The following is a 16259-nucleotide window of genomic DNA, read 5'->3' on the forward strand; positions in this document are numbered from 1 at the left end:
ACCAGCTTGGCCATCTGGGCGAGCTGAGTGTCGGCACCCACCCGGGTCGCCTTCACGATCAACCGGCCGCCCGCGTTCACCGTCGCCCCGGTGACCGAATCGCCCGGCTTGACCTCCACCGGCACGGACTCGCCGGTCAGCATCGAGGCGTCCACCGCCGAACTGCCGTCCTCGACCACCCCGTCGGTGGCGATCTTCTCCCCCGGCCGGACCACGAACCGGTCACCGACCGCAAGCTGTTCCACCGGCACCCGCCGGCCGTCGGCCAGCTCGACTTCCTTGGCGCCCAGTTCCAGCAGAGCCCGCAACGCCGCCCCGGCACGCCGCTTGGACCGCGACTCGAAATACCGGCCCGCCAGGATGAACGCCGTCACCCCCGCCGCGGCCTCCAGATAGATATTGCTGGAGCCGTCGGTGCGTTCGATCGTGAACGAGAACGGGTGCGTCATCCCCGGCGTGCCCGCCGTGCCGAAGAACAGCGCCCACAACGACCAGCCCAGCGCCGCCAGCGTGCCCATCGAGATCAGCGTGTCCATCGTCGCGGCGCCGTGCCGCAGGTTCGTCCAGGCGGCCTTGTGGAACGGCCACCCGGCGTAGACCACGACTGGGGCGGCCAGCACCAGCGACATCCACTGCCAGTTGGTGAACTGCAACGGCGGGATCATCGCCATCGCCACCACCGGCACGCTCAACACCAGTGAGGTGATCAGCCGCTGCCGCAACGGCCTCAGCTCATCCTCCGGCTCAGCCCCAGCACCGTCCTGGGCAGGCGGGGCGGGCAGCGCGGCGGTGTAGCCGGCCTTCTCCACCTCGCTGATCAACTGCTGCGGGTCCACCCCGTCGGGGAAGGTGACCTTCGCCTTCTCCGTCGCATAGTTGACCGTCGCGCTCACACCGTCGAGCTTGTTCAGCTTGCGCTCGATCCGGTTCACGCACGACGCGCACGTCATACCGCCGATCGAGAGTTCAACAGCCCGGCCTTCCGTCAGAGAAGACATCACCGCTCCTCTCCCTTGATCAGTGCGTGTGGTCACCGTGACCGGCTGTCGGTCTGGGACCGGCTTTGGCGGTGAAGTCCGCGGTCCGGACCTTGCCCTCATGCTGGAAGTCCAGGAACAACCGGTAATCGCCGCCGCTGGGCACCTCCGCGTAGAAAGTGATCTCCGACCGGATACACGTGCAGACAGGCCAGATGGCCGTAGGCGCCCAGATACGGCTGCAGAACGGTAACTGGCTTTCCGTCCTTGCTCACCGAAAGCGTCAGCTTGCTGGACCGGCCCGGCACCAGATCGCCCTTCAATCCCACCGTATAACCGTCCATGGTGCTCTCGCGGCCGGTCCCGGGCCAGCGGCTTCGGCTCGTAGGCGCCCGCCGGCCCAGCGTCAGGCCGCTCCCACCCGCCGGCGCGAAGTCCGCGAACGCCCGGTAGTCGCCCGGTTCCTGCAAGCACTCAGCCTGGTCGCCGTGTTCATGACGGATTCACCACCGCATAGCCCGCCTCCTCTACATTCTCGACCCACCCCACCCCCTGTCGTCTTCAAAACATGAGCTTGTCAGGCGTGATCGGAAGCGATCGGACACGGATGCCGGTCGCGTGGTGGACGGCGTTCGCGACGGCGGCGGCCACGCCGACGATCCCGAGCTCGCCGATGCCCTTCGCGCCCAGCGGCGTCTGTGGGTCGGGCCGGTCGATGAAGCGGACGTCGATGTCCGGAGCGTCGGCGTGCGTGGGCACGTGGTAGTCGGCCAGCCCCCGGTTGACGATCATGCCGGTCCGCTCGTCGAGCAGCGCCTCCTCGGTCAGCGCCATGCCGATGCCCATGACGATGCCGCCCCGCATCTGGCTGGCGGCCTGCTTCGGGTTGACGACCCGGCCCCCGTCGAACACTCCGACCCAGCGCGTAACGCGTACCTCACCGGTATCTTCGTCCACCCGCACCTCGCAGAAGTGCGCGCCGTAGGAGTAGGTGCCGCGCTTGACGGTCTGGTACGGCAGCGCCGACCTGCCCTCCACCTCCACGGACTCCCGCCCGGCCCTGGCCAGGATGCGCTCGTAGCTCTCGCCACCGCCAGGGCCGTGCAGGCCGCCGTCGCGGGTCTCGACCTCGTCGAACGGCTGTCCGGCCAGGGGCGAGTCGGTGCCGCGCACCAGTGTGAGCAGTTCGCGGACGAGCTTGTCGCGGGCCGACCAGATGGCCGAGGCGAGCGTCGTCGTGGCGGCCGAGGCGCCGGGGATGCGGGTTCTGGCCACGTCGGAGTCGCCCTGCTCGAAGCGGACCCGGCCGAGCGGCAGGCCGAGGCGGTCGGCGGTGGCCTGGCTCTGCGCGGTCGAGGTGCCCGCGCCCAGCTCGTTCGTGCTGCTGCGGACGGTGACCGTGCCGTCGGCGGACAGGCGCAGTTTGATCCCGGCGATGAGCACGGCGTCGGGGTTGATCGCGGCGGCCATGCCGTACCCGACGAGCTGCCGGCCCTCGCGCAGCGTGCGGGGCGCGGGCGGACGCCGGGACCAGCCGAAGGCGTCGGCGCCGAGCGTGTACGCCTCGCGCAGGTGGCGGCTGGTGAACCGGCCGCCGCCCGCCGGGTCGCGTTCTGGCTCGTTGCGCAGGCGCAGCTCCAGCGGGTCGATGCCGAGCCGGCAGGCCAGCTCGTCCATGGCCGATTCCACGGCGAAGGAGCCGGGGGCGACGCCGGGGCCGCGGAAGAAGGCGTTCTGGATACGGTCCAGGCGCACCACCTGCTGGGCGCTGTGCAGGTTGGGGCAGGCATACAGGTGGCGGGAGGCGATGACGCCGGCCTCGGCGAACTCGTCGGCGCTGCACGACGACAGCGCGTGGTGTTCGAGCGTGGTGAGCCGCCCCGTGGCGTCGGCGCCGAGCGAGAGGCGGCTTCGGGTCGGGGCGCGGCCCCCGGTCATGGTGAACGTGTCGGCCCGCGACAGCACCAGCTTCACGGGACGTCCGGCCAGCCTGGCCGCCGCCACGGCGAGCGACACGTGCGGCCAGGCGCAGGTCTTGCCGCCGAACCCGCCGCCGATGAAAGGCGCGAGAACCCTGACCTTCCCCTCCGGCACGGAGAACTTCCTGGCCAGCATCTCCTTGACTCCGTAGGGGTATTGGGAGGTGTCGTGGACGGTGAGCCGGTCGCCCTCCCAGTGGGCCACGGTGGCGTGCGGCTCCATCGCGCTGTGGTACTCGAGTGGCGTGGTGTATTCGGCGTCCACCCTGACCGCCGCCTGGGCGGTGCGGGTGTCCCCCCGTCTGACCACCGGCTCTTCCAGGACGGCGTGCGCCGGCGTGAACGGTTTCCGCCCGGCCATCGACAGGGCGGCGGGAAGTTCCCGATAGTCGGCGCGGATGAGCGAGGCCGCGTATCTGGCCTGTTCCGGGGATTCGGCGACGACGACGGCGATCGGCTGGCCGTACCAGAAGATCTCGTCGGTGTTGAGCACGGGCAGGCTCATGGCGGCGGCCCCGAGCGGGCCCTGGATGCTGGAGTAGGCGGGAGTGCGCTTCATGGTCGGCGCGTTGTGGTGGGTCATCACGAGCAGCACGCCGGGCGCCTCGGGGATGTGGATCTCGGTGACGTGCCCTCTGGAGATGGTGCTGCCCACGACGACGGCGTGGGCGAGACCGGGGAGGTGCCGCTCGGCCGTGTAGCGGACGGCGCCTGCGGCCTTGGCGGGGCCGTCCAGCCGGTCGACGGGCCTGCCGAGCTCGGTGCCGTGATGGGCCAGGGGGTCGGGACGGCCGTCGGGCAGGAACCTGGCCAGCCTGGTCAGCGCCTTGGTGGCCAGCGCGAAACCGCGTGCGGCGATGGTCATGCGGTCTCCTTCGTCGGCCTCATGATTCCTTGCTCACTGATGACCTCGACAAGCTCGGTCACGCGACCTCCTCCGTCGGCCCCGTGATTCCTTGCTTATTGATGACCTCGACAAGCTCGGTCATGGGCGGGCTCCCTTCAGGGCGCGGCGGATGAGGCGGCGGGCCAGCTCGATCTTGAATGCGTTGTGCTCGCGCGGGCGGGCGTCCGCGAGGGCCGCTCGCGCGGCCCGGTCGATGTCGGCGTCGTCTAGGGTCGTGCCGATGAGCAGCCGTTCCGCCTCGTACGCCCGCCACGGCTTGGGCGCGACGCCGCCCAGGGCGACACGCACGGTGTCGGCCCGCCCCGCCTCCATGTGGACGAGCGCGGCCACGCTGACCAGCGCGAAGGCGTAGCTGGCGCGGTCGCGCACCTTGAGGTAGACGCCGTGGCCGTGGCGGGCGGGTGGCAGGTCGATCGACGTCACCAGTTCGCCCGGCCGCAGCACCGTCTCCACGTGCGGGGTCTCGCCCGGCAGGCGGTGCAGGTCCACCAGCGGCACGGGGTCGCGGCCGGCGATGTTCACCACGGCGTCCAGGGCGGCCAGGGCCACGCACATGTCCGACGGGTGCACGGCGAGGCAGCTCTCGCTCGCGCCGAGGACGGCGTGCATGCGGTTGAACCCGCCGAGGGCGTCGCAGCCGGCGCCGGGGCGGCGTTTGTTGCAGGCCGAGTGCCGGTCGTAGAAGTAGGGGCAGCGGGTGCGCTGCAGGAGGTTGCCACCGACCGTCGCCCTGTTGCGGATCTGGGGCGACGCGCCGTTCACGATGGCCTGGGCCAGCACCGGGTAGCGCGCGCGGACGCGGGGGTCGGCGGCCACGCGGGTGTTGCGCGCCAGGGCGCCGATCCGCAGCCCGCCGCTCGGCAGGTCCTCGATTCCGGCCAGCGGCAGCCGGGAGATGTCCACGAGCCGCTCTGGCGTCTCGACGCCCTGGCGCATGAGGTCGACGAGGTTGGTGCCGCCCGCCAGGTACGTCGCCCCTTCGGCGGCGAGGGCGACGGCCGAGGGGGTGTCGGCGGCGGTGACGTAGGAGAACGGGTTCATCCCGCGACCTCACGCACGGCGGCGACGATCCCGTTGTAGGCGCCGCATCGGCACAGGTTGCCCGCCAGCCGCTCCCTGATCTCCGCGTCCGTCAGGCTGGGTGCGCCCACCGCGCTCGGGACCCCGGCCTCGTACTCGGCGAGCATGGCCACCGCCGAGCAGATCTGGCCGGGCGTGCAGTAACCGCACTGCAGGGCATCGTGGCGGACGAACGCCTCCCGCATCACCTCGCCGATCCCCTCGATGGTGGTGATCTCCGCGTCCGCGCACTGGGCGGCGAGCACGAGGCAGGAGTTGACCCGCTCGCCGTCCAGCAGCACCGTGCACGCGCCGCAGGCGCCCTGGTCGCAGCCCTTCTTCGTTCCGGTGAGCGCGAGGTGTTCGCGCAGGCAGTCGAGCAGGCTGACGCGGATGTCCAGCTCCAGCTCGTGCCGGTGACCGTTCACGGACAACCGCATCTGTATGGATGGCATGCCAAACCTCTCATTAACTCGTACACTCGTGTACGGATTACCGAGAGACTATACCCCTCATCCGTATATGCGGATGAGGGTTTGGAGTGCCCGATGGACTCACAAGAGGTAGCGCTCCCATCCCTGTCCTGAGGGGGATGGGGTGGCGTTGTGGCGGTGCCTCCCTAGGATGCGGTGGTGACGATCTTCAGGACGCGCTTCGTGCTTGAGCTGGTGCCCCACACCTCATCGATGCCGAGGGACGGCTGGGTGGGCGACCACGATCTGCGGCCGCTGTCGGACCGGGGAAGACGCCAGGCCGACGCCCTTGTGACCGCCATCGGCACCGACGTCGAGGCGGTCTTCAGCAGCCCCGCCCTGCGCTGCAGGCAGACGGTGACGCCGCTCGCCGAGACCGCTGGGCATACCGTCGAGTGCCTGGACACGCTGGCGGAAACCGAGCGGTTCCCACAGCCCCCGGACTGGGCGGACGGCGTACTCGCCCCCATGGCGGAACCGCTCGGCGGAGCGTGGTCGGCGGGGCGCATGATGCGCGCGATGGCGATCATGAGCGGCCGTCACGAGGGCGGACGGGTGGTCGCCGCCTCGCACGGCGACTCGATCCCCCTCGCGCTGACCGCGCTCTGCGCCCTGTTCGACGTCCCGCTGCCGCTGGCGATAGACCGCGGCGGCTGGTACACGGTCCGGCTGGACCAGGGGCAGGCGACGGTCACGGCTCATCCGGGCGAGCCCGCTTGATGGTGTCACCGCTCCCCGGCGCAGGGGTGGGAAGGCGTCAACGCCCGTCTTGCACGAAGATCATTGATGCCGACATCGTTCCCGCCGGCTCCCGATGAGGGACTTGCGGGCGACCGGGCGGAGCGGGGATCTTCTTCCGGGGACGAGGAGAGCACAATGGAGGGGCATGTGACAGCGGAACTCACGACGTACGAGGCCCGATGGCGAGCGGTCTGCGACGGTCTTGACCGCCATCCCGGGGTCGAGATCTCGTACACGCTGGACAAGGAGCTCGACCTGGGCTTCGCGGATGCCGCCGCCTCATGGCAGGCCCTGGTCGCCCCCCTCGACGTCGACGCGCCCGCCGGGCTGGAGCAGTGTCACCTGCGTTTCGGTGAGCTGGGACGCCAGTGGGGGACGCGCGAGCCGCACAGAGACCTCAACGGGGAGTTCTACCTGCACCACATCGCGCTGGCGGACGCCCCCGCGTACGAGGACTGGATCACCGGGAAGGGGGAGGCAGGCTTTCCGACGTCGCAGTTGCGCATCATCGACCAGCACCCGGTCACCGGGACGGGCAGGTATGCCGCGTTGCGGCTGCTCCCCGGCGGGGGCGAGCCCGAGCTGTGGTGGGTGGCCGGCCCGCACTACGGCGAGTGGAAGATGGACATCGGCTACCGCGAGTACCTGGAGGCCCTGCAGCTCACCAAGGGCGCCTTTGACTGGCAGTTCCTGTTCACCCGGGCCCCGCTGGGAGAGGAGTGGCTGGAGCCGGTGCGGCGGCGGGTGGAGAACATGCTGGAGACGTTGCCGACCCTGTTCCCCGAGCACGACTACACCCCGTTCATGGAACGCTTCGCCGCCCGTCCTTGAACCCGCGAACCGCTGGGCAGGCACACGCGCATCGTCCGCCACCGCCGACGCCCGCCTGGTGACCAGGCGGGGTCAGCGGTGGCGGTCGCGTCGCCTCTGCCACACCGCCGCGCGAGGCCATCCAGACCACCGTCGCGAACGTGATCATCGAGGGCGAGCGACCTCGTATCATGCCAGGGCGCGTCGGGAAACCTGGTCCTATCGCGTCAGCAGCTCGTCGATCTGTGCCAGTTGCTCCGCGTTGAGCGGTCCGTGCTGGAGCGCGCCGCCGTTCTCCTCGGCCTGGCCGACGGTCCTGATGCCGGGGATCGGCACGGTGCGCTCGCTGCGGGCCAGCAGCCAGCCGAGGGCGCCCTGGGCGAGGGTGCGGCCGCCGGAGGTCAGGATGTCGCGGACGGCGTCCAGTTTGGCGAGGAACTCGGGGGCGGGCCGGCCGTCGCGGAAGTAGGTCATCCAGGCCGGGGAGTCGCCGCGGACGTCGTTCATCGGCAGCTGCGAGTCCTTGCCGTACTTGCCGGACAGCAGCCCCATCGCCAGCGGCCCCCTGTTGACGGAGGCGAGGTCGTGGATGTCGCACACGGTGAGCATCGAAGGGGCGTCGCGCAGGACGTTGAACTCGTGCTGCACGGCGGCGCAGTGGGGCCCCTTGGCGAACGCGGCGACGCGTTCCGGGTCGTCGGTGCTCCAGCCGTACGCGCGGATCAGGCCGCCGTCGACGAGCTCTTCCAGTGTGGCGATCAGGTCGTCGACCCGCTCCAGGGGCGCGTCGCCGATGTGCAGTTGGTAGAGGTCGATGTGGTCGGTGCCGAGGCGTTCCAGCGACGCCCGGCAGGCCCGCCGGATGTGGTCGGATGAGATGTCGGTGCCGGTGAGGGTCCGGGTCTGGGTGTCGAAGACGTTGCCGAACTTGGTGGCGATCACCACCTCGTCCCGCCGGCCTGCCAGCGCCCGCCGCAGGACCTGTTCGCTGTGTCCCGTGCCGTACACGTCGGCGGTGTCGAAGAAGGTGATCCCCAGGTCGAGCGCGCGGTGCACGGCCGCCACGGACACCTCGTCGTCGACCTCTCCCCAGCCCGCCGGCTTGCCCGCCTTGGTGAACGGGCCTCCGATCGCCCAGGCGCCGAACCCGATCGCGCTCACCGTGATACCGCTACGTCCCAGGACTCTCATATCGCCCTTTCCCTGGCTTGCCGGAAATGCTCTGGGGAAGACGTTGCCATCTGGAGTGGACTCCAGGTCAATCGGCGTCCAGTTGCTGGGCGACCTGCAGGTCGGTGATGAGGATGTTGATCCAGCCGCCCTTGACGGCGGCCTTGATGGCCGACACCTTGCGCAGGCCGCCCGCCACGCCGACCCGGCGGCGGACTGAGCGGAAGGCGTCCACGTCGATGCCGACCACCCGCTGGTCGAAGCCGGAGTCGACGAGTCGCCCCGCGGCGTCGAAGAAGTGCAGGCACACGTCGCCGACCGCGCCCAGCGCCCGCAACTCCTCCTGATCAGCCTGGCTGACCGCGTTGCCGCTGCTGAGCAGCAGCGGCGACGGCTCCAGGCTGCCGATGCCGACCAGCACGACCGTCAGATCGTTCCATTGGGACATCACACCGCGGATGGCGCTGTCCTGGAGCAGGGCGTCGCGGATGGAGGCGTTGCCCACGACGCCGGGCGAGGGAACGAAGATCGGGCGGGCGCGGGTGAGGTCGGCGAGCCTGCTGACCAGGCGGGTGGCGTGCACCTGGGCCTCGGGGCTGCCGACGCCGCCGACGAGTTGCATGACGCGGTCGGCGACCTGGCTGGTCTTGGGCTGCATGCGTTCGACGGTGGCCAGCAGCGTCTCGCTCCAGGAGGAGATGCCGATCACGTCGCCGCCGGCGAAGGTGGCGTCGAAGTAGTCGACGGCGGCCGAGGCGAGCGCCGGCAGGACGTTCTGCGTGGATTCCTGGGTGTCCACGACGACGACGTCACGCAGCCCGTAGCGGTGCCGCAGCCGTTCCTCCAGTTCGGTGTGCACGCTTTTGGGCAGCACGACCACGGTCCGCACGATGCCGCGCTTGACCGCCTCGCGCAGCAGGCGGGACACGCGGGGCTGGGAGATGTTCAGCTCGGCGGCGATGGCGGGCTGGCGGATGCCCTGTTCGTGGTACATCCGGGCGACTCTGACCAGCAGCCGCAGGTGCCCTGTGGACACGTCGTTCTCGAGACCCAGGTCCGCGACCATGCGCACCGCCCTTCGCCGTCCGTGGGATACCTATTCCGGATCTGTTGTTCATTCATTTTACCGCCGGTGCCAGGAGCCGGCGGGCCACCCGGAGATCGGTGATGAGCACGTTGATCCAGCCGCCCTCGACGGCGGCCCTGATGGCCGACACCTTGCGCAGGCCGCCCGCCACGCCGACCCGGCGCCCGACGGCGCGGAAGGCGGGCGCGTCGATGCCGATGACCCGCTGGTCGAAGCCGGAGTCGACGGGTTTGCCCGCGGCGTCGAAGAAGTGCAGGCACACGTCGCCGACCGCGCCCAGCGCCCGCAACTCCTCCTGGTCGGCCTGACTGACCGCATTGCCGCTGCTGAGCAGCAACGGCGACGGCTCCAGGCTGCCGATGCCGACCAGCACGACCGTCAGATCGTTCCATTGGGCCTGGACGTCGAGCACACTGGGGTCCTGCAGCAGCGCGTCGCGGATCGTCGTGGTCGCGACCACGCCGGGCAGCGGCACGAAGACGGGCCTGGCGTAGGTGAGGTTGGCCAGGCGGGCCACCAGCCGGGTGGCGTGCACCTGGGCCTCGGGGCTGCCGACGCCGCCGACGAGCTGGATGACGCGGTCGGCGACCTGCGCGTTCTTCTGCGGCATACGTTCGACGGTGGCCAGCAGCGTCTCGCTCCAGGAGGAGATGCCGATCACGTCGCCGCCGGTGAAGGTGACGTTGAGGTAGCTGGCGGCGGCCGAGGCGAGCGGCGCGAGAACGTCGTCCTGGAACTCCTCGACGTCCACGACCACGGCGTCGCGCAGCCCGTAGCGGCGCTGCAGCTCCTCCTCCAGCTCGGTGTGCACCCCGTCGGGCAGCGTCACCACCGTGCGCACCATGCCGCGCGTGACCGCCTCCTTGAGCAGACGGGACACGCGGGGCTGCGAGATGTTGAGCGCGGCGGCGATCTCGGGCTGGCGCAGCTCCTGCTCGTGGTACATGCGGGCCACCCTGGCCAGGAGCCGCAGATGATCCTTGGACGTGTCGCGCCTCCCCTCAGGGTTCTGGGCCACCGCGCACCTCGACTTTCTCTTCACGCATGGATGTTGGACGCAGCTTATTGTGCGCCCTATTTCCTGGCGAACACGCCGAACTCATCGGCGTTGCCGGCGGTGACCAGCTCGCAGTCGATGGACTGCTTCTCCTCCTTGCCCGTCTTACCGGTCTTGATGAACTGGTCGGCCTGCTCCACGGCGCTGGTGGCGCCGAGGGCGGCGGGCTGCAGGGCGGTGGCGTGCATCTCGCCGGCCTTGATGGCGGCGATGGCGTCGGGGCTGCCGTCGAAGCCGGCGACCACGACCTTGTCGAGGAGGCGGGCCGCCTTCAGCGCCGCGACCGCGCCGAGGGCCATGGTGTCGTTGCCGGCGATGACGCCCTGGATGTCGCGGCTCTTCTGGATGATGGTCTCCATCTTGGTGAAGGCCTCCTGCTGGTCCCAGTTGGCGCTCTCCTTGGCGACCGGCTTCATGTCCGGGTACTGGGAGATCACGTCGGCGAAGCCTTTGGAACGCACGCTGGCGTTGGTGTCGGACTCCTTTCCGACCAGCTCGACGTAGTTGCCCTTGCTCTTCATGGCCTCCACGAACGACTGCGCGACGAGCTGGGCGCCCTGCGAGTTGTTGGAGACGATCTGGGCCTTGGCCACGCCGGTCGCGTTGATCTCGCGGTCGATCAGGAAGACGGGCACGCCGCTCTGCTCGGCCTTGCGCACCGGCCCGATGGAGGCGTCGGCGCCGGCGTTGTCCAGGACGATCGCCTTGGCCTGGCGGGAGATGGCCGCGTCGATGAGCTCGCTCTGCTTGTTCGGGTCGTCGTCGTGGGAGGCCACGGACGTCTGGTAGCCGAGGGATTCGGCCTTGGCCTTGGCCGCGTCGGCCTCGGCCTTGAAGAAGGGGTTGTCGTGGGAGGGGGTGATGATGGCGATGAGGCCGCCTGCCGCCGCGCTGCCGCTGCCGGCCGGCGCGCCGGCCGCCGGTTGCTCGCCGCCGCCGCTGCCGCACGCGCTCAGCGCGGTGCAGCCGAGCAGCACGGACAGGGCCAGGGTGACGACACGTGTGGGGGGCATGGATGTCTCCTTCGTCAGTCGTGCTGTTGTCTTCCGGCGACGTCAGTCGTGCTGTTTGGTGGCGGCGACCGCCGCCGCGGCGGCTCCCCGTCGCTTGAATCGCTGCTGCCCCTGGTCGAGCAGCACGGCCAGGATGATCACCGCGCCCTTGATGAGGATCTGCCAGAACGTCGAGACGCCCAGGATCACCAGCCCGTCGGCGAGGAAGCCGATGACGAACGCGCCGACGAGGGTGCCGCGTACCGTTCCCCGCCCGCCGCTGAGCGCCGCGCCGCCGATGACGACCGCGGCGATGGCGTTCAGTTCGTAGGTCTCCCCCGCCTGCGGCGCGGCCGAGGTGAGCTCGGAGGCGATGATGAGCCCGGCGACGGCGGCGCAGGCGCCGGAGATCACGTACACGATGGTCTTGACCCGCCGGATCGGCACGCCGGACAGGTCGGCGGCCCGTTCGTTGCCCCCGGTGGCGTAGAGCCAGCGGCCGAACGGGGATTTGGCCAGCAGCAGCACGATCGCCGCCGCGAGCACGATCATGATCCAGATGGAGGTGGGCAGGCCGAGCGGCCGTCCGCTGCCGAGCAGGCCGAAGCCGGTGTTGCCGAGCGCCGGGTCGCCACCGAGGTTGGGGTAGGTGGCGCCGTCGGAGATGAGCATGGCCGCGCCGCGGGCCACGTACAGCATGCCCAGGGTGGCGATGAAAGGGGCCACGTTGAAACGCGTGACGAGCAGCCCGTTGACCGCGCCGACCGCCATGCCGACCGTGACGCACAGCACGATCACCACCCACACCGGCGGGTAGGCGATCACGCCGCCGACGTGCAGACCCTGCAGCAGTTCGCCGGCGACCACCCCGGACAGGCCCACGATGGAGCCGACCGACAGGTCGATGCCGCCTTTGAGGATCACCAGCAGCATGCCGAGCGCGATCACCGCGTTGATCGCGACGTGTTTGGTCATCGTGATGAGGTTCGGGACGGTGAGGAAGGAGTCCGACAGCAGGCCGAAGATCGCGACGAGCACGGCGAGCGCGATGAAGGCGCGCAGCTCGAAGACGACGTTCAGCAGCGACAGGCGGCGGGCCCTGGCGGCGGCCTGTTCGGGGGGTGCGGTGGTCGCGGTGGCCGTCATCGTGAACCGTCCTGGGTTCCGCCGTCGGAGACGCGCATCAGTTCCTCCCGGGTGAGCTCGCCGCGCCTGAATTCACCGACGAGGGCCCCTCGGGCGAGCACGAGGAGCCGGTCGGGGATGTGCAGGGCCTCTTCGGCGTCGGACGTGGTGAACAGCACGGCCAGCCCCTGCCGCGCCTGGGCCGCCATCAGCTCGAAGATGTCGGCCTTGGCGCCCACGTCGACGCCGCGGGACGGCTCGTCGAGCAGCAGCACGCGCGGCCCGGTGAGCAGCGCCTTGCCGATGATCACTTTCTGCTGGTTGCCGCCGCTCAGCGAGCCGATGGCCGCCCCCGCGCCGCTGGCCTTGACGGTGACGTCGGTGATGGCGCGGGCGACGGCGGCGCGTTCGCGCCGCTCGGAGACGAACAGGCCGCGGACGAACGCCCCGAGCGCGGCCAGCGACAGGTTCTGCCCGACGGACATCGTCTGCACCAGGCCGTCACGCTGCCGGTCCTCGGGCACCAGCACCACGCCGCGGGCGATGCGCTCGCGGATGCCCCGCTCGTCGAGCGGCTCCCCGGCCAGCAGAATCTCGCCTGAGGCCGGGCGCAGGCGGCCGGCGAGCGTCTCCAGCAGTTCGGTACGGCCTGAGCCCATCAGCCCGTACACGCCGACGATCTCGCCTTCCAGCACGCCGAGCGACAGCCCGTCCACGGCGAGCCGTTCGGGGACTGCCGGGTCGGCCACGGTGAGATCGCGGACGGTCAGCGCCTCCCGGCCGAGCACCGGCTGCCTGCTGGGGAAGAGCGTGTCCTGGTCGCGGCCGACCATCCGCTCGACGATCCAGCGCAGGTCCACCTCCTCGGCCCGCGCGCAGGCGACGAGGTCGCCGTCGCGCAGCACCACGACGTCGTCGGCGATGTCGAGGGCCTCGTCCAGATGGTGGGAGATGTAGACGACGGCGACGCCCGCCGAGGTCAGCTCCCCGATCACCCGGAACAGCACCTCGACCTCGGGCGCGGTCAGGGCGGAGGTCGGCTCGTCCATGATGAGGACGCGGGCCCGCTGGAGCAGCGCGCGGGCGATCTCCACGAGCTGCTGCTGGCCCAGCCGCAGGTCGCCGACGAGCCTGTCGGGGTCGACGTCCTCTTCGAGCCGGCGCAGGACCGCCGCCGTGGCCTCGCGCTGCGCTTTGCGGTCGACGGACCCGTAGGCGGTGCGCAGCTCGCGGGCCAGGAACAGGTTGTCCTGGACGCTGAGGTTCGGGCAGAGACTCAGCTCCTGGTGGATGATGGAGATGCCCTGGTCGGCGGCCTCTCTGGATGAGCGCAGCCGTACGGGCCGGCCGTCGAGTTCGACGTGGCCGGTGGTGGGCTGCTCGATCCCGGCCAGGATCTTCATCAGCGTCGACTTGCCCGCGCCGTTCTCTCCGAACAGGGCGGTCACCCGGCCCGGCGCCACGGCGAAGCCGACGCCTTTCAGCGCGTGCGTGCCGCCGTAGACCTTGGTGACGTCGCGGGCGCGCAGCACAGGCGTCATCATGTGATCGCCACCGGGGTGATCGTCACGGTTTTCGGGGTGAGCAGCGTGAACGCCCCGACGAAGGAGATCTCCTTGCCGTCCAGCGCGGCCACGTCCAGCCCTTTGAGGAGTTCGTCGCGCATCTGGTTGTTCAGCGCGGTGGCCGCGTCGGCGTACTCGACCTGGTTGGTGAACTGGCCGAAGGTGATGAATCCGGCCGCGTCGCGCAGTGCGGTGCCGTTGATGGCGGGGCCGATCTGCAGCGACACCCTGGTGTCGTCCGGCAGGTCCTCGACGGTGACGGGCAGCAGCCCCGATCTGGCCGCGCCGGCTTTGCCGGTCCCTTTGACGGCGAAGGTGTAGGGGCCGGTGCCCTGGCGTTTTCCGTACTTCTGACCGGCCGCGTCCTTGTCGGCGGCCAGGGCCTGGAGCAGGACGGGCAGGTCGACGGCGGCGCTCTGGATGGCGGGCACGACCTTGGCCCGGTAGTTCTGCGCGCCGAACGCCGCCGGGTCGAACGCCTTGCGCGCGGTGGCGCTCGCCACGGTCTCGGCCGTCCGGTACTCGGTGCTGACCGCCATGAGGACGACCAGTGCGGCGATCGCCGCGGCGGCGATCCAGCGGACGGGAACGCGCCGATGGGGGGTCGGCGCCGTCGTGGTCATGTGCTGGTCCTTTCCTCGAAGGGCCGGGATCTGCGCACGGCCGCGTGCCAGGCGGCCTGCCTGGTCGCGCGTTCGGCCGGGTCGATGGCGGGCTGGAAGGCGTCCGCGGGTCTGTGCCGCCGTTCCAGGTCCTGGAGGGTCCAGAGTTCGGCGGTGTGTCCCGCGGCGTCGGCGGCGCCGAGGCAGGACAGGTCGTGTTCGCCGGAGCGGGCGACGGTGCGTCCGCTGAGGTCGGCCTGCAGGCGCATGAGGTGCTCGCTGCGGGTGAGCCCGCCGTCGGCGAGCAGGACGTCCACCTGGCCGACGGCCTGGTCGACGGCCGCGACGACGTCCTCGACCTGGAAGGCGACCGCTTCCAGCGCGGCGGCGGCCAGGTGGCCGCGCCGGGCGCCCAGGCTCAGCCCGGCCACCACGGGGACGGCGTCCGGCTCCCACCAGGGGGCGCCGAGCCCGCCGAAGGCCGGCACGAAGTGCACCCCGCCGGGGCCGGCCTCGGCCAGCTCGGCCAGCAGCGCGCCCGCCTCGACGCCGAACAGGTCGGCCAGCCAGCTGATCGTCCTGCCGGTGGCGCGGATGTTGCCCTCCACGGCCCGTACGGGGCCGTCGCCCAGGTCCCAGGCGATGCTGCGGCACAAACCTGGCACCTCGCCCGCGGGGTCGCCGATGGCCATGACGGACGAGCCGGTGCCGTAGGTGGCCTTCACCACGCCCGCCCGCCAGCCCGCGTGCGCGAACATCGCCGCGTGCGAGTCGCCCAGGACCGCCAGCACCGGCACGCCGTCGGGCAGCGGCGCCAGGTCGCGCACCGTGGGGAACGGGCCGCTGGAGGCGACCACCCGGGGCAGCACCGCGCGTGGCACCCCGAACAGTTCCAGCAGCCGTTCGTCCCATTGCGCGCTGTCGACGGCGAGCAACTGGGTGCGGGAGGCGTTGCCCGCCTCGATCACGTGCTCTGCGCCACCCAGTCGGCTCAGCAGCCAGGAGTCCACGGTGCCCAGGCAGAGCTCGCCCGCTCGGCCGCGCCGCCGGTCCGGGTCGTGGGCGTCCAGCAGCCAGCGTGCCTTCAGCGCGGAGAACATCGGGTCCAGCGGCATCCCGCTCACCGCGCGCACCGGGCCGGCCGCGCCGGTGGCGGCCAGTTCGCGGCACGCGGCGGCGGTGCGCTGGTCCTGCCAGCTCAGCAGCGGCCCGACCGGCGTGCCGGTGCGGCGTTCCCACAACACCAGCGACTCCCGCTGGGTGCTGAATCCCACGCCGGCCACCCGCCCGGCCAGGCCGGGGTCGACGCAGGCGGCGACCGCCTTGCGCACGCTGTCCCACAGCTCGTCGGCGGACTGCTCCACCCATCCGGGCCGCGGCTGTGTCTCGGCCACGGGCACGGCCGCGCGGGAGACGACTCGCCCCCCGCCGTCGACGAGCAGCGCCTTGGTCGAGCTCGTGCCCTGGTCGACGGCCAGGATGAGCGGGCTAGCCATGACGCATCAGGTCCTTCACGGCGGCGACGATGCCGGCGGCCGACAGCCCGAAGTGGTCGAGGAGGAAGGCCGTGTTCCCGGTGGGGGCGAACACGCGGGGCACCCCGAGGATCCGCATCGGAACGGGGTGGCGGGTGACGACGGTGGCGGCGACGGCCGCGCCGAGTCCGCCGCTGATCGTGGCCTCTTCCGCGGTGACGATCCGGCCGGTCTCGCGGG

The 16259-nt window shown here is 71.0% G+C and carries 15 protein-coding genes; 2 read left to right on the forward strand and 13 right to left on the reverse strand.

Annotation, left to right across the window (positions count from 1 at the left end; translation table 11 throughout):
• The 4 genes from ACFOY2_RS54065 to ACFOY2_RS54080 form a co-directional block, all read right to left on the reverse strand.
• On the reverse strand, window positions 1–998 hold a 998-nt coding region (locus tag ACFOY2_RS54065), incomplete at its 3' end, for a heavy metal translocating P-type ATPase (protein WP_379536009.1).
• Between the two features lie 540 nt (window positions 999–1538).
• Window positions 1539–3821: a xanthine dehydrogenase family protein molybdopterin-binding subunit gene (locus tag ACFOY2_RS54070; protein WP_379536010.1), complete on the reverse strand. Its 2283-nt coding sequence runs from the start codon at window positions 3819–3821 to the stop codon at window positions 1539–1541.
• A 120-nt stretch (window positions 3822–3941) separates the two neighbouring features.
• Window positions 3942–4904, reverse strand: a complete 963-nt coding sequence (locus tag ACFOY2_RS54075) for an FAD binding domain-containing protein (RefSeq protein ID WP_379536011.1) — start codon at window positions 4902–4904, stop codon at window positions 3942–3944.
• Window positions 4901–5377 carry a (2Fe-2S)-binding protein gene (locus ACFOY2_RS54080; protein WP_379536012.1) on the reverse strand — a complete coding sequence of 159 codons (477 nt, stop codon included), beginning with the start codon at window positions 5375–5377 and terminating at the stop codon, window positions 4901–4903. The genes ACFOY2_RS54075 and ACFOY2_RS54080 overlap by 4 nt, the downstream gene beginning before the upstream one ends.
• A 177-nt stretch (window positions 5378–5554) precedes the next feature.
• On the opposite strand from ACFOY2_RS54080, the gene ACFOY2_RS54085 reads away from it, so the two are divergent.
• Both ACFOY2_RS54085 and ACFOY2_RS54090 read left to right on the forward strand, forming a co-directional pair.
• Window positions 5555–6115 carry a histidine phosphatase family protein gene (locus tag ACFOY2_RS54085; RefSeq protein ID WP_379536013.1) on the forward strand — a complete coding sequence of 187 codons (561 nt, stop codon included), beginning with the start codon at window positions 5555–5557 and terminating at the stop codon, window positions 6113–6115.
• 168 nt (window positions 6116–6283) lie between these two features.
• Window positions 6284–6967 carry a hypothetical protein gene (locus tag ACFOY2_RS54090; RefSeq protein ID WP_379536014.1) on the forward strand — a complete coding sequence of 228 codons (684 nt, stop codon included), beginning with the start codon at window positions 6284–6286 and terminating at the stop codon, window positions 6965–6967.
• A 198-nt stretch (window positions 6968–7165) separates the two neighbouring features.
• Here the strand turns inward: ACFOY2_RS54090 and ACFOY2_RS54095 are convergent, their stop codons facing one another.
• From ACFOY2_RS54095 to ACFOY2_RS54135, 9 genes are all read right to left on the reverse strand, one after another.
• Window positions 7166–8107, reverse strand: coding sequence for an aldo/keto reductase (locus ACFOY2_RS54095; RefSeq protein WP_379536015.1), 942 nt, complete (start codon window positions 8105–8107; stop codon window positions 7166–7168).
• A 97-nt stretch (window positions 8108–8204) separates the two neighbouring features.
• Window positions 8205–9182, reverse strand: a complete 978-nt coding sequence (locus ACFOY2_RS54100) for a sugar-binding transcriptional regulator (RefSeq protein ID WP_379536016.1) — start codon at window positions 9180–9182, stop codon at window positions 8205–8207.
• 52 nt (window positions 9183–9234) lie between these two features.
• Window positions 9235–10245: a sugar-binding transcriptional regulator gene (locus ACFOY2_RS54105; RefSeq protein ID WP_379536017.1), complete on the reverse strand. Its 1011-nt coding sequence runs from the start codon at window positions 10243–10245 to the stop codon at window positions 9235–9237.
• Window positions 10246–10277: 32 nt separating this feature from the next.
• Complete coding sequence (locus ACFOY2_RS54110) at window positions 10278–11273, reverse strand: D-ribose ABC transporter substrate-binding protein (protein WP_379536018.1); 996 nt, start codon at window positions 11271–11273, stop codon at window positions 10278–10280.
• 42 nt (window positions 11274–11315) lie between these two features.
• Entirely contained in the window at window positions 11316–12398 is a 1083-nt protein-coding gene (locus ACFOY2_RS54115) for an ABC transporter permease (RefSeq protein ID WP_379536019.1), read from the reverse strand.
• Complete coding sequence (locus ACFOY2_RS54120; RefSeq protein ID WP_379536020.1) at window positions 12395–13921, reverse strand: sugar ABC transporter ATP-binding protein; 1527 nt, start codon at window positions 13919–13921, stop codon at window positions 12395–12397. Before ACFOY2_RS54120 ends, ACFOY2_RS54115 begins: the two co-directional genes overlap by 4 nt.
• Complete coding sequence (locus ACFOY2_RS54125) at window positions 13918–14565, reverse strand: DUF2291 family protein (protein ID WP_379536021.1); 648 nt, start codon at window positions 14563–14565, stop codon at window positions 13918–13920. The genes ACFOY2_RS54120 and ACFOY2_RS54125 overlap by 4 nt, the downstream gene beginning before the upstream one ends.
• Window positions 14562–16040 (reverse strand): FGGY family carbohydrate kinase, encoded by a 1479-nt coding sequence (locus ACFOY2_RS54130; protein WP_379536022.1) that lies wholly within the window; start codon window positions 16038–16040, stop codon window positions 14562–14564. The genes ACFOY2_RS54125 and ACFOY2_RS54130 overlap by 4 nt, the downstream gene beginning before the upstream one ends.
• Window positions 16033–16259 (reverse strand): transketolase C-terminal domain-containing protein (locus tag ACFOY2_RS54135; RefSeq protein WP_379536023.1); only part of this gene is annotated, 227 nt, incomplete at its 5' end. The genes ACFOY2_RS54130 and ACFOY2_RS54135, both read right to left, overlap by 8 nt.

The sequence above is a fragment of the Nonomuraea purpurea genome, assembly GCF_042650645.1.
In the GTDB taxonomy this organism is placed as follows: domain Bacteria; phylum Actinomycetota; class Actinomycetes; order Streptosporangiales; family Streptosporangiaceae; genus Nonomuraea; species Nonomuraea purpurea.